13 protein-coding genes are annotated in these 13,439 nt (G+C 69.3%); 3 read left to right on the top strand and 10 right to left on the bottom strand.

The window, feature by feature from the left end; all coding sequences use genetic code 11:
- Window positions 1–209: 209 nt before the first annotated feature.
- Window positions 210–737 (top strand): type II toxin-antitoxin system PemK/MazF family toxin, encoded by a 528-nt coding sequence (locus HEP81_RS24410; RefSeq protein ID WP_037651467.1) that lies wholly within the window; start codon window positions 210–212, stop codon window positions 735–737.
- A 14-nt stretch (window positions 738–751) separates the two neighbouring features.
- On the opposite strand, the gene HEP81_RS24405 is transcribed toward HEP81_RS24410, so the two are convergent.
- The 8 genes from HEP81_RS24405 to clpS all read right to left on the bottom strand — a co-directional run bounded on the left by HEP81_RS24405 (window position 752) and on the right by clpS (window position 8,488).
- Window positions 752–1,186, bottom strand: coding sequence for a hypothetical protein (locus HEP81_RS24405; protein ID WP_037651465.1), 435 nt, complete (start codon window positions 1,184–1,186; stop codon window positions 752–754).
- Between the two features lie 178 nt (window positions 1,187–1,364).
- Window positions 1,365–3,452 (bottom strand): putative Ig domain-containing protein, encoded by a 2,088-nt coding sequence (locus HEP81_RS24400; protein ID WP_037651464.1) that lies wholly within the window; start codon window positions 3,450–3,452, stop codon window positions 1,365–1,367.
- A gap of 283 nt (window positions 3,453–3,735) precedes the next feature.
- On the bottom strand, window positions 3,736–4,686 hold the full coding sequence (locus HEP81_RS24395; RefSeq protein ID WP_037651462.1) for a PLP-dependent cysteine synthase family protein: 951 nt from the start codon (window positions 4,684–4,686) through the stop codon (window positions 3,736–3,738).
- A gap of 5 nt (window positions 4,687–4,691) precedes the next feature.
- Window positions 4,692–5,036: a MoaD/ThiS family protein gene (locus HEP81_RS24390; protein WP_037651460.1), complete on the bottom strand. Its 345-nt coding sequence runs from the start codon at window positions 5,034–5,036 to the stop codon at window positions 4,692–4,694.
- A gap of 187 nt (window positions 5,037–5,223) precedes the next feature.
- Window positions 5,224–5,646, bottom strand: coding sequence for a M67 family metallopeptidase (locus HEP81_RS24385; RefSeq protein WP_037651880.1), 423 nt, complete (start codon window positions 5,644–5,646; stop codon window positions 5,224–5,226).
- A gap of 145 nt (window positions 5,647–5,791) precedes the next feature.
- Window positions 5,792–7,225, bottom strand: a complete 1,434-nt coding sequence (locus tag HEP81_RS24380; protein ID WP_037651459.1) for an amino acid permease — start codon at window positions 7,223–7,225, stop codon at window positions 5,792–5,794.
- A 327-nt stretch (window positions 7,226–7,552) separates the two neighbouring features.
- Window positions 7,553–8,158: a DUF2017 domain-containing protein gene (locus HEP81_RS24375; RefSeq protein ID WP_037651458.1), complete on the bottom strand. Its 606-nt coding sequence runs from the start codon at window positions 8,156–8,158 to the stop codon at window positions 7,553–7,555.
- A 12-nt stretch (window positions 8,159–8,170) separates the two neighbouring features.
- On the bottom strand, window positions 8,171–8,488 hold the full coding sequence (gene clpS / locus HEP81_RS24370; protein WP_037651456.1) for an ATP-dependent Clp protease adapter ClpS: 318 nt from the start codon (window positions 8,486–8,488) through the stop codon (window positions 8,171–8,173).
- Window positions 8,489–8,544: 56 nt separating this feature from the next.
- Here clpS and HEP81_RS24365 point away from each other — a divergent pair, with 56 nt between their 5' ends.
- Both HEP81_RS24365 and HEP81_RS24360 read left to right on the top strand, forming a co-directional pair.
- A complete protein-coding gene (locus tag HEP81_RS24365) occupies window positions 8,545–9,891 on the top strand; it encodes a nicotinate phosphoribosyltransferase (RefSeq protein ID WP_037651455.1) in 1,347 nt (448 codons plus the stop codon).
- An 83-nt stretch (window positions 9,892–9,974) separates the two neighbouring features.
- On the top strand, window positions 9,975–10,568 hold the full coding sequence (locus HEP81_RS24360; protein ID WP_037651454.1) for a nicotinamidase: 594 nt from the start codon (window positions 9,975–9,977) through the stop codon (window positions 10,566–10,568).
- A 4-nt stretch (window positions 10,569–10,572) separates the two neighbouring features.
- Here HEP81_RS24360 and HEP81_RS24355 read toward each other — a convergent pair whose 3' ends face one another.
- Window positions 10,573–10,893: a hypothetical protein gene (locus tag HEP81_RS24355; protein ID WP_037651452.1), complete on the bottom strand. Its 321-nt coding sequence runs from the start codon at window positions 10,891–10,893 to the stop codon at window positions 10,573–10,575.
- A 121-nt stretch (window positions 10,894–11,014) separates the two neighbouring features.
- Window positions 11,015–13,372, bottom strand: a complete 2,358-nt coding sequence (locus HEP81_RS24350; protein WP_037651450.1) for an immune inhibitor A domain-containing protein — start codon at window positions 13,370–13,372, stop codon at window positions 11,015–11,017.
- Window positions 13,373–13,439 lie beyond the last annotated feature (67 nt).

Here is a 13,439-nt window from a genome sequence, read left to right as displayed (position 1 = left end):
GGGTCCTCACAGGGCCGAGGAACCTCGAAAAGGGCTGACGGGGGTCGTGCGGTCCGTCGAGCGTACGGCGCCCGGGCGCGGGCCGCTCCTCTGCCAGGGGCCGTTGTGGGCGAACTCACCTGTGCTGTCACCGGTTCGGCTGGACCCCGGGGCGCACGGGATCCGTACAAGGGCGCGCGGCCCGCGCCGCGCGCCGGTAACGTCGTCGTATGGACACGTCGTGGTGGCTGGCGCTCGCCGCGGTGGTGCTGCTCGCGCTGGTGGCCACGGTCGTCGACGGCTGGGGCCGCGGGCGCCGGCCCGCCGGGCGGCGGCTGCGTCCCCCGGGCCGGGCGGGCACCCGGGAACGGCATGCCGCGGCGCCCCGCGGCGGGCGCCCGGCGCCGGGCGACATCTGGTGGGCGAACGTGCCGTACGAAGACCGGGCAGATTCCAATGGGGCCGCGCGCAGCGCGTCGGACAGGGTGGTGGCGGGCGACGGGCGGGCGAAGGACCGGCCCTGTCTGGTGCTGGCCGTGCGCGGGGACCGGGCCACGGTCGCGAAGATCACCACCAAGTACCACGACGAGCGCGCCGGGGTGATCCCGCTGCCGCCCGGCGCGGTGGGCGACGCGCGGGGCCGCCCGAGCTTCCTCCAGACCGACGAGCTGCGCGAGGTGCCGGTCGGCGACTTCCGCCGCCGGGTGGGGGTGGTCGACCCGGTCCTGTGGGACCAGGTGCGCCACCTCGCCCGCTAGGGCCTGTCAGCAGGTCAGCCGCTCTTCACCGTCACGGTGACCGTCCATTCCTGGATGCCCTTGCAGGACATCTGGCCGGGGGCGGTCGCGCACATGGGGCGGGAGGACGTCAGCTTCCCGGTGCCGGGTGCGCTCGCGTGGTAGGCGGCCTCGGCGTTGCCCGGCCGGATGACGAGACCGGAGTTGATCGCCTTGAGGGCGCCGCCGGTGACCGTGACCGGCTTCCACGGGCGCTCCTTCGTACCGCCGAGGCTCAGCCGTACCTCTCCGCCCTTGGCCACGCAGACGGTACGGCCGCTGTCGGCGGCCGTCAGCCGGACGTCGTTGCGGCACACCGGGCCCCCGGGGACCGGGGAGACCTTCTGGCTCGCGCTGGAACTGCTGTGGGTGCCGCAGCCCGCGAGGAGCAGGGGGGTGGCCGCGAGGGCGAGAAGTGTCGTACGGCGCATGGGGGGACCGCCTTTCTGCGGGGCCGCCGGTTGGCCCGCCTGGTACGGATGGGACGTACCGCGGCCGCGAACGGATCCCGCCATCAGGCAAAGTACCGGCCAACGAACGGATCCCGCACGCGGACACTGCCGCGTGCGGGATCGCAGGTGGTTCAGGTGATGCGGGTGGTGCGGCCGATCAGCTGGTCGTCAGGGCGGTGTCGTCCACGACGAAGCTGGTCTGGAGCGAGGAGTCCTCCACGCCGTTGAACTTCAGGGTGACCGTCTGGCCCGCCAGGGAGGACAGGTCGAAGGTCTTCTGGGCGTAGCCCGAGTTGGCGTTCAGGTTCGAGTACGACGCCAGGGTGGTCGAACCGGCGGTGACCGTCAGCTTGTCGTACGCGGTGCTGGTGGAGGTCTCGGCGGTGTCGACGTGCAGGTAGAAGGTCAGGGTCGCCTTGCAGCCCGCGGGGATCGTCACCGACTGGGACACGGTGTCGGTGTGCGAGGTGCCGTAGCCGTTCATCCACGCCTTGTACGAACCGCCGTGGGCGGCCTCACCGGTGTCGTTGGTGATGACACCGCTGGACGCGGTCCAGCCGGTGTTGCCCGACTCGAAGCCCGGGTTGGCCAGCAGCTGCGAGGAGGTGCAGCCGCCACCGCCGCCGGTGCCCACGGTCCAGGTGAAGGAGGTGGAGCCGGTGGCGCCGGTGGAGTCCGTCGCGGTGACGGTGACCTGGTAGGTGCCCGCGGTGGACGCGGTTCCGGAGATCACGCCGGTGGAGCTGTTGATCGACAGGCCGGTCGGCAGGCCGGAGGCGCTGTAGGTCAGGGCCGCGCCCGCGCTGTCGGAAGCCTTGATGGAGAGGCTGACGGAGCTGCCGGTCGTGGTGGACTGGTTGCCCGGGTTGGTCACGGAGACGGTGTTGCCACCGGTGCTGCCACCCGAGGTGAAGGCGGCGGTGCCGTTCGGGGTGCCCCAGCCGGTCGGACCGTCGTAGCCGGTGGTCGCCTTGCAGAAGTACGACGTGGTGCAGGAGCCGTTGGAGCCGCTCGTCACGTCGTTCAGGTTGCTGGTGTGGCTGTAGGGGTACTTCGCCGGGTAGTCACTGGAGCCCGGGGTACCCGCGAGCGCGTAGACGCTGGCGATGATCGGCGAGGAGGCGCTGGTGCCGCCGTAGACCGCCCAGCCGCTGCCGCCGTAGGTGTCGTAGACCGCGACACCGGTGGCCGGGTCGGCGACCGCGGAGACGTCGGACTCCATGCGCTTGGAGCAGCCGGTGTCGGTCTGCCAGCTCGGCTTGGGGTCGTACGCCGAGCAGCCGGAGCCGGTGCCCTCGGTGGAGCTGGTGTTCCACACCGACTCGCTCCAACCGCGGGAGTTGGAGGCGGTGGTGAGGGCGGTACCGCCGACGGCGGTCACGTACTGGGAGGTCGCCGGGTACTCGGCACCGTAGCCGGAGTCACCCGCGGAGACGGTGATCGCGACGCCCGGGTGCTTGAAGTACGACGTGTCCTCGGAGGTCTGCGTCGACGCCTCGGAGCCGCCCCAGCTGTTGGAGACGAACTTGGCGCCGAGCGAGACGGCCTCGTTCTCGGCGATGCCGAGGTCGGTGTCGTTCGCCGAGTTGGCCTCGACGAGGACGATGTTGCAGTTCGGGCAGACCGCGCTGACCATGTCGATGTCGAGCATCTCTTCGCCGGCCCAGCCGCTGTCGTTGGTCGGCAGCGAGGTGGTGGAGCCGGTCTGGCTGACCTGCTTGAAGCAGCCGTTGGCCTTGGTGCAGGCGGAGAGGCCGTACTGGGACCGGTAAGTGGCCAGGTCCGACTCGGCGTTGGGGTCGTTGTAGGCGTCGACGATGCCCACGGTCATGCCCGAACCGGCCGCGGTGGGCAGGTTGTAGGCGCTGTGCAGGTTGGCCGGGGAGAGGCCGGAGGGCGTGGCGTTGGGCGTGATCGCCGCGGCCAGCTTCTGCTTGATGTCCGTGCGGCGCTGGGCGAAGCAGGACGCGTGACCCGGCGTGTGGTCCACGGCGCACACGTGGGTCGTGGGCACCTTCTGGCCGGCCTTGCCGGTCGAGTGGAACGTCTGGCGCTCGGGGTCGGTCAGCGCCTTGTTGTTCGTGGTGACCTTGCTGGTCTGCGGGTGGGCCGCGACAGCGGGCTGGGCCGCGCCGGCCGTCGGCGCGGCGGCGAATCCGGCGACGGTCAGGGAGAGAGCGGGAAAGGCGACGGCCAGAAGTCTTCGCGCACTTCGGGTTCGTCCGCTCGGGCGTGACTCACGCATGTGGGTACTGCCTCCATCGGGAAGTGGGGTTTCTCGCACTGGTTGGCAGCCCGTGACGCGCGTAGCGGCGACCACGCAGTCATGAGCATGACACCTCAGACACCCCTCTCATGTCGCTGAGCGTGACATGACAGGGTGCGGGAGGAACCTAGCCCCGGACACCGACCAGCGGGCAGTGCCAGAAGGATTTCTTTGCTTCCCCATAGGAACGGCTTAGCCCCCTCGTGAGAGGGGGCCGGTGATCACTTGAGACGTAACTCGGCCGAAACCCGCGCCCGGGGATCTACGCCCAGAGCTGGCCCTGAAGGGTGTCGATGGCGGCTTCCGTGGTGGTGGCCGTGTAGACGCCCGTGGAGAGGTACTTCCAGCCGCCGTCGGCCACGATGAAGACGATGTCGGCGGACTCGCCCGCCTTCACCGCCTTGTTGCCGACACCGATCGCGGCATGGAGGGCCGCGCCCGTGGAGATGCCCGCGAAGATGCCCTCCTGCTGGAGGAGTTCACGGGTGCGGGTGACCGCGTCGGCGGAGCCCACCGAGAAGCGGGTGGTGAGGACCGAGGCGTCGTACAGCTCAGGCACGAAGCCCTCGTCCAGGTTGCGCAGGCCGTAGACCAGGTCGTCGTAGCGCGGCTCGGCGGCCACGATCCTGACGTCCGGCTTGTGCTCGCGGAGGTAGCGGCCCACGCCCATCAGGGTGCCCGTGGTGCCGAGGCCCGCGACGAAGTGGGTGATCGAGGGCAGGTCGGCGAGGATCTCCGGGCCCGTCGTGGCGTAGTGCGCGCCCGCGTTGTCCGGGTTGCCGTACTGGTAGAGCATCACCCAGTCCGGGTGCTCGGCCGACAGCTCCTTGGCCACCCGCACCGCGGTGTTGGAGCCGCCCGCGGCCGGCGAGGGGATGATCTCCGCGCCCCACATGCCGAGCAGGTCCCGGCGCTCCTGGGAGGTGTTCTCCGGCATCACGCACACCATCCGGTACCCCTTGAGCTTGGCCGCCATGGCCAGCGAGATGCCGGTGTTGCCGGAGGTCGGCTCCAGGATGGTGCAGCCGGGGGTGAGCCGGCCGTCCTTCTCGGCCTGCTCGATCATGTGCAGGGCGGGCCGGTCCTTGACCGAGCCGGTGGGATTGCGGTCCTCCAGTTTCGCCCAGATCCGGACCTCGGGGGACGGCGACAGCCGCGGCAGACGCACCAGGGGGGTGTTGCCCACCGCGGCCAGCGGGGAGTCGTAGCGCATGCTGTTCAGCGACCGATCAGCGCATGCCCGCCCGTCGCCCGACCGCCAACCCCGGTCGGACGCGGCTCCGCCGCGGCAGATCCTCCTGCGACGGCCGGCAGGATCGTCACGTTGTCGCCGTCCGACAGCTTGGTGTTGATGCCGTCCAGGAAGCGGACGTCCTCGTCGTTCAGATAGACGTTGACGAACCGGCGCAGCTGGTCGCCGTCCACGATGCGGGCCTGGATGCCCGCGTGCCGGCTCTCCAGGTCGGTGAACAGCTCGGCGAGGGTGTTCCCGCTGCCCTCCACGGCCTTCTGGCCGTCGGTGTACGTGCGGAGGATGGTCGGGATGCGGACCTCGATGGCCATGGTTGCGGGCTCCTGTCGGAAGGGTCTTCGGGGGCTGCGGGCTCGGTACGTCAGCCGAGGGGCACGCCACCGTCAGAAGCCCAGGGCGCGCACCACAGTCGTAACCATGGGCTCATCGTATCGATTCCCGGTCCGCAGACCGGAATGTGATCCCATCTGGCGGACGGATCCGGGTCGGATGCTGAGATCAGTAGGTTTCGACGACCCTGACCTCCTCCTCGGTGACCACTCCGTCCACGATCCGGAAGGATCGGAACTGGAAGTCGCCGAGGCCGTCCGTGTCGGCCGTGGACACCAGGACGTAGTGGGCACCGGGCTCATTGGCGTACGAGATGTCCGTGCGCGAGGGGTACGCCTCGGTCGCGGTGTGCGAGTGGTAGATGACCACCGGCTCCTCGTCGCGGTCGTCGAGCTCGCGGTAGAGCTTGAGCAGATCGCCGGAGTCGAACTCGTAGAAGGTCGGCGACATGGCCGCGTTCAGCATCGCGATGAACCGCTCGGGGCGGTCCGAACCGGCCGGGCCCGCGACGACGCCGCACGCCTCGTCGGGGTGATCCTTGCGGGCGTGGGCGACGATCTGGTCGTACAGGGCCTGGGTGATGGTCAGCATGGTGGTCAGGATAAGCAAAGGGCCGTCTCGTACCGAGGGATGGTACGAGACGGCCCGCATGCTGGACGTCCTTGAGCGGCGGCCGCCGGGGGCGCCACGAGTGCTCCCGGCGGCCGGACGTCCCGGTGAGGGTCCGGCGGTGGCGTCAGCGCTTGGCGAAGGCCGCGGCCTCCGGGTTGCGGCGCTTGAGCACCGCGTAGGAGACGCCGAGGATCAGACCCCACAGCGGCGCGCAGTACAGCGAGACCCGGGCGTCCTTGTCGATGCCCATCAGCACGATCACCATGCCGATGAACAGCAGGGAGAGCACGCTGGCGTACGGGGCGCCGGGGGCCCGGAACTCCGAGCGGGGCAGGAGCCCGCGGTCGGAGGCCCTCCGGTAGCGGATGTGGCAGATCAGGATGACGATCCACGCCCACATGCCGGAGATGGTCGCGAAGGAGACGACGTAGTCGAACGCCTTGCCCGGCCACTGGTAGTTGATCCAGACACCGACGAGCATCAGCGCGGCGGAGAACGTGGTGCCGACGAGCGGGGTACCACTGCGGGTCAGCCGGGTGAACAGCTTGGGGCCCTGGTTGTTGAGCGCCAGGTCACGCAGCATGCGGCCGGTGGAGTACATACCGGAGTTGCAGGAGGACAGCGCGGCGGTCAGGACCACGAAGTTGACGATGCCGGCGCCGACCGACAGGCCCATCTTCTGGAAGGCGGCCACGAAAGGGCTGACCCCCGGGTGGAACTCGGTCCACGGCACCACCGACAGGATCATGATCAGCGCGCCGACGTAGAAGACGGCGATCCGCCACGGCACGGTGTTGATCGCCTTGGGCAGCACCTTCTTGGGGTCCTTGGACTCGCCCGCGGTCACACCGACCAGTTCGACGGCGAGGAAGGCGAACATGACCATCTGGAGCGTCATCAGGGTGCCGCCGACGCCGTGCGGGAAGAAGCCGCCCTGGTTCCACAGATGGCTCACCGAGGCGGTGTCGCCCGCGTCGGAGAAACCGACCGTCAGAATGCCCGCGCAGATCAGGATCATGCCGATGATCGCGGTCACCTTGACCATGGAGAACCAGAACTCCAGCTCACCGAAGAGCTTCACGGAGATCAGGTTGGCGGCGTAGAGCACGAACGTGAAGATCAGCGCCGAGGCCCATTGCGGAATGTCGAACCAGTACGTCATGTAGGCGGCCGCGGCGGTGACCTCGGTGATGCCGGTGACCACCCAGAACAGCCAGTACGTCCAGCCGGTGACAAAGCCCGCGAAGGGGCCGATGAACTCGCGCGCGTACTCCGAGAACGAGCCGGAGACCGGGCGGTACATCAGCAGTTCGCCGAGCGCGCGCATGATGAAGAAGATGACGAGGCCCGCGACGGCGTACGCCAGGATGAGGCTGGGTCCCGCCTTGGAGATGCCCTTGCCCGCGCCGAGGAAAAGACCGGTGCCGATGGCCCCGCCGATGGCGATCATCTGGATCTGGCGGGAGCCGAGCCCGCGCTGATAACCCTCGCCCTCGCCGCCCTCCGCCGACGCGGACTCCGTGCCGTCGGGACGCTGATCGACCTGCGCTGAGGTCATGGTGGTGCGCCTTTCTCCATTCCGGTCCGTGCCTTTCGTCGGCCGCGGACCGGGTTTCGAATCCCCCCGGATTGATGGAGTTGGTGCCTGGCCGACGGTCGTCGGCTCGGTGGCGCACCCGGCGGACAAGGGTGGTGTTCGCCGGGCGGTCGTGAAGATTTATCACGACCGCAATATTGATCGCGGGACGGGAATGTGGCGCGCTTCACAGGGAAAAGCGGACAAAGAGCCGGTGAATACGCCAAACCCGGCTGCAAGGGTGACGGGATCGTTATCCGGATTTGAGCGTCCGCTGAGCGGACGCATAAATCACCGAGATCGCCAAAATCACGACATAAGAGTCGACACCAGGGTCTCCTGGAGGCCGCCCAGCCACAGGTAGGCCATCACCATCGGCTTGCGCGGGTCCTCGTCGGGGAGCTGGTAGAGCAGCTCGGTGTCGTCGTCGTCCGCGATCTCCAGACGGGAGCCGATCGCGAGGCGCAGGTCATTGAGCGAGCCGAGCCAGCGCCGGGACTCCTCGGGCGACAGCTTCAGTACGGCGCTGCCCTCGTCCACCGGGGCGAGCGCGTCGAGGCTGCGGATCACCGCGAGGGCGTTCTCCCGCTTGCCGGCCCTGAGGTCGTTCTCCGTGAAGCGGCGGAACTCGGCGGAGTGCGCGCGCCGCTCCTCGGCCTGGGCGGGCGAGTCCGGGGCCTTCTCCGGGTCGCTGTACGCGTCCGGGAAGAGCCGGTGCAGCACCGGGTCGGCGGGCGGCTCGCTCGGGCCCTCCGCGAACAGCTCGGCGAGCGGATCGCTGGGGGCGTCCCCGCCGGGGCCCGGTCCGATCAGCTCCAGGAGCTGGACGGCCAGCGAGCGGATGATGGAGATCTCGACATCGTCGAGCGCGACGGCCGCGCCGCCGCCGGGGAGCGGTTCGAATTGTCCGGGCATGGATTTGGGTCGCTACTTCCGGTCCTGCTGGAGGGTGGCCCACAGACCGTAGCCGTGCATCGCCTGCACGTCGCGCTCCATCTCCTCGCGGGTTCCGCTGGAGACGACCGCCCGGCCCTTGTGGTGGACGTCGAGCATGAGCTTGTTGGCCTTGTCCTTGGAGTAGCCGAAGTACGTCTGGAAGACGTACGTCACATAGCTCATGAGGTTGACCGGGTCGTTGTGCACGATGGTGACCCAGGGGACGTCGGGCTCGGGTACGGCGAAGGCATCCTCCGCCGACTCGGTGCGTTCGATCTCTACGGGCGCGGGTGACGTCACAGTGCCCATGCTGCCACGTGGCCCGGAAATCGTCACACTGACGAATAGGGGGTACCATCCTCGCCATGAACACAGCGGACCTTGGGCTGCCGGTGGATGTGCCCTCGACGGCGCTCTTCACGGACCAGTACGAACTGACGATGTTGCAGGCCGCGCTGAAGGCCGGTACGGCCGAGCGGCGCAGCGTGTTCGAGGTCTTCACCCGGCGGCTGCCGGAGGGGCGGCGCTACGGCGTGGTCGCGGGCACCGGGCGCGTCCTGGACGCGGTGGAGAACTTCCGCTTCGACGAGGGCCAGCTCGGCTTCCTGCGCGAGCAGCGGATCGTCGACGAGGAGACCCTGGCGTGGCTCGCCGACTACCGGTTCACCGGGGACATCTGGGGCTACCCCGAGGGCGAGGTGTACTTCCCGGGCTCCCCGATCCTGCGGGTGGAGGGCAGCTTCGCCGAGTGCGTGCTGCTGGAGACGGTGATGCTCTCCATCCTCAACCACGACTCGGCGATCGCGGCCGCCGCCTCCCGGATGGCCTCCGCCGCCGGTGAGCGCCCGCTGATCGAGATGGGCGCCCGCCGCACCCATGAGCTGGCGGCCGTCGCCGCCGCGCGCGCCGCCTACGTCGGCGGTTTCGCCACCACGTCCGACCTCGCGGCCGGCTTCCGCTACGGCATCCCGACCGTCGGCACCTCCGCGCACGCCTTCACCCTGCTGCACGACCGCGAGCGGGACGCCTTCCGGGCCCAGGTGGACACCCTCGGCCCCGGCACCACGCTGCTGGTGGACACGTACGACGTCGCCGAGGCGGTCCGTACGGCGGTGGAGGTGGCCGGGCCCGAGCTGGGCGCGGTGCGCATCGACTCCGGCGATCTGCTCCTGGTCGCGCACCGGGTCCGCCAGCAGCTGGACGAGCTGGGCGCGACGGGGACCAGGATCGTGGTCACCTCGGACCTGGACGAGTACGCCATCGCCTCGCTGGCCGCGGCCCCCGTGGACGCGTACGGGGTGGGCACCCAGCTGGTCACCGGTTCCGGGCATCCGACCGCGTCCATGGTCTACAAGCTGGTCGCGCGAGCCGAGACCGCGGATCCGGGGGCGCCGCTGGTGCCGGTCGCGAAGAAGTCCAGCGGCGGCAAGGCGTCCGTCGGGGGCCGCAAGTGGGCGGCGCGGCGGCTGGACGCGGACGGGGTGGCCGAGGCGGAGGTCGTGGGCACCGGAGCGGTGCCGGCCGAGCTTGCCGACCGGCAGCTGCTGGTACGGCTGGTCGAGGCCGGCCGGGTCGTGGCGCGCGAGCCGCTGGACGTGGCGCGCGAGCGGCACATCGCGGCGCGGGCGAACCTCCCGCTGTCCGCGACGCAGCTGTCGCGGGGGGAACCGGTCCTTCCGACGGAGTACGTCCACGAGCGCTCGGGTAGCTAGAGCGGGACCGTCGTCCGCCCCCTCCCCTACGGGCCCGTCATTCTCTAGGCTCGGTTACTTCACACCAGTAGAAGGACACCATCATGCGTCGCGCGTTGATCGTCGTGGATGTGCAGAACGACTTCTGCGAGGGGGGCAGCCTCGCGGTGGCCGGGGGTGCGGACGTCGCCGCCGCGATCACCGAGCTGATCGGGCAGGCGGGGGGCACGGGGTACCGGCATGTGGTGGCCACCCGGGACTGCCACATCGCGCCCGGCGGCCACTTCGCGGACGACCCGGACTACGTCCGTTCCTGGCCGGCGCACTGCGTCGCCGGCACGGAGGGGGTGGGCTTCCACCCGAACTTCGCCCCGGCGGTCGCCTCGGGTGCGATCGACGCCGTGTTCGACAAGGGTGCCTACTCCGCCGCGTACAGCGGTTTCGAGGGCGCCGACGAGAACGGCACCCCGCTCGCCGACTGGCTGCGGGCCCGTGAGATCGACGAGGTGGACGTGGTGGGCATCGCCACGGACCACTGTGTGCGCGCGACCGCCCTGGACGCCGTCCGGGAGGGCTTTCGCACCCAGATCCTGCTGGACCTGACGGCGGGCGTCTCCCCGGCGACGACGGAGCGGGCCCTGGAGGAGCTGCGGGAGGCGGGCGTGGAGCTCGCCGGCAAGCCGGTCGTGAGCGGCTGAGCCGCTACTGCACCATCGCTGACCTGCGCAGCAGCGCCCGGATCGGATGCCAGAGCTCCGGCGGCAGGACACCGTTGTCCGCGGGGGCCGTGCGCCATATCAGGCCGTCGGGGTGGTGCAGGACCGCCGTGATCTCGTCCGGCGTCGGAGGCGCGGTGTTGCCCCGCAGATAGATCGGCCGCAGGCCCAGATTGCGCAGCCGGGTCAGGGCGCGGGCGCGGTTGCCCGCGTGCACCAGGACCCGTACGCCGACGGCGTCGTCGGGCAGGTTCAGCGCGACGACGACGGTGCCGTTCGGCAGTTTGCAGAAGCCTCCAGCGGCCATGCGGTCACATCCCCGTTCCGGTCGGTGTCAATAAGCGAATCACAGAACGCACCTAAACACGATCGGCGGCAACCCGCCAGGGGGTTGCCGCCGATATGCCTCTGACCTGCGAAGATTCTGGTTACTTCACCGCGGGTCCGACCTTGACCGAGATCGTCGAGCCGTCCTTGGCCTCGCGGACGATCGAGATCTTGGTGTTGGTGTCAGTTACCTTCACGCCACCGGACGGGTTCGCCGGGTCGTAGTAGGTGCTGGTGTGGTCGTTGAAGACCGAGACGCCCTTGGAGGACTTGATCTTCGTCGCGACGTCCGCGTTGTGCAGCGTCAGGCCGTCCGTGCGGTACAGGCTGAACGGGGAGTCGTACGCCTGCATACGGTTGCGCATCAGCGTGCCGTCGTTCCAGCGCAGCGCGGTCGGGTGCGAGTCGATCGGGAGGATCTGGCCGACGCCCGGGTGGTCCTTGGCGTTGGTGTTGTTGTCCGCCTGGGACAGGTCCCACTTCCAGATCAACAGGCCGTTCTGGTACGGGTAGTGCTCCACCCAGTCGGGCCGCGCCTTCGAACCGAAGTTGTACGGGCCGGTCTTGAGCGTCGTGTCGTAGGACACGTACTGGCGGTTCTCGGCGATGTAGTACTGCTTGTAGTCCTTGGTGAAGGACGCCCCGATGCGGGAGAACCCGCTGGAGGTCCACGCGTTGTCCGCCGACTCGGCGTCGTCCGAGAAGAGCGCGGTGCCGTCGGCGGTCACGGTGATCTCGTCCGCGGTGAAGCCGTTCTCCGCGACGCCGCCGTCCGTGAGGTAGCGGAAGCGCAGCTGGATCTTCTGGCCGGCGTAGGCGTCCAGGGAGTACGACAGCTTCTTGCTGGTCTCCGAGAAGCCGGTCAGCGCGGGCTTGCCACCGCCGTCACGCGGGATGGCCTGGCCGTCCGCGGTGCCGTCCAGGGCGGTCCAGTTGGCGCCGCCGTCGGTGGACACCTCGGTGTAGAGGTAGTCGTAGTTGTTCTCGATGGCCCACCAGCCGTCCAGGCTCAGGGTGGCCGAGGACTTGCCCGTGAGGTCGACGGACCGGGTCAGCGTGTTCTTCAGGTCGTTGCCGCTGCCGCTCCACCACTGGGTGGCACCCTGCGCGGGCTGGGTGATGTCGGTGGTGACCGCCTTGTCGGGCAGGCTGACCACCAGGGCCTGCTTGTTCTTGGTGTTGTACTCGGCGACGCCCAGCTTGTGCGAGGACTTCTTGCCGGCCTTGGCGGTGTCGTAGTTGAGCCAGCCCAGCTGGAGCTTGTCCCAGGCGTTCATGTCGCCGGGCAGGTCACCGATGGACTCCTTGCCGGTGCCCAGCCAGGAACCGGAGGACATCAGGGTCCAGAAGCCGGTGGAGTTGTCGCCGCCGTCGGTGTCGTACTCGTCCGGCAGCCCGAGGTCGTGGCCGTACTCGTGGGCGAAGACGCCGAGTCCGCCGTTCTCCGGCTGGATGGTGTAGTCGCCGACCCAGACACCGGTGTCGCCGATCTGCGCGCCGCCGAGCTTGTTGGCGTCGGGGCCGGTGGCGCCGGCGTCGGTGCCGAAGGCGTACCAGCGGTGGGCCCAGATGGCGTCCGTGCCCTGGGCGCCGCCGCCCGCGGACTCGTCCTCACCGGCGTGCACCAGCTGGAAGTGGTCTATGTAGCCGTCGGGCTCGTTGAAGTTGCCGTCACCGTCGTAGTCGTAACGGTCCCACTGGTCGTACTTGGCGAGGTCCTTCTTGATGTCGGCCTCGGACTTGCCGGCCGCCTTCTGCTGGGCGACCCAGGAGTTCAGGCCGTCGCTGACCACGTTCCAGACGCTGGTGCAGTTGGTGGAGCCGCACGCGTCGTTGCCGTAACGGGCCTCGTTGTAGGGGACCTTGACCCAGTCGGAGACCTCGCCGTCCACGGAGTAGCGGCCCGAGGACTGCTTCTCGTAGTACTTCTTCAGCGACTCGGTCTTGTTGCCGGTGCCGAAGTAGAGGTCCTGGAAGTGCTTCTGGTTGTAGTCCTTCTGCCAGGCCGTGGAGTTGTCCTGCTTGCGGTCCGGCGCGGCGATCGTGTTGTGCAGCGGCCCGGGGGTGCCGCCGAACTTGGGATCGGTCTTGTCGCCGAACTCCACCAGGATCGTGAAGATCTTGTCGGTCTTCTCGCGGCTGAGCTCGACGTACTTGCTCTTGCCCTTGCCGCTCTTGAGCTTGACGACCTTGGAGCCGCCGCGCTCCTGCGCGCTCGCCTTGCCCGCGATGATCTGGTTGAGCGCCTCTTCGCGCTGAGCCTTCTGGGTCTTGCTCAGCGGGCCGTCGAGGTCGTGCGACTTCTGCTGCACCGGGGCCGGGTCGTGCCGGTGCACGGTGCCGGCCGGTGCCTGCCGGGTGCTCGCCTCCGCGACCGCGAAGGTGGCGAACGTGGCGGAGGCCGCCGCGATCGTGACACCGATCGCCGCCGCTCTGAACGTCCAGGATCTGCTGGTCACTTGAGTTCCTCCCCCGCGCCCCGCGCGCGGACAGGGGGTTCCCGTGTTCGGAAGTCCGTGCGCGCAT

Origin of the sequence: Streptomyces griseofuscus (assembly GCF_014673495.1) — a bacterium.
Classification (GTDB): Bacteria; Actinomycetota; Actinomycetes; order Streptomycetales; family Streptomycetaceae; genus Streptomyces; species Streptomyces murinus.
This window is presented reverse-complemented; position numbering and strand designations above follow the sequence as displayed.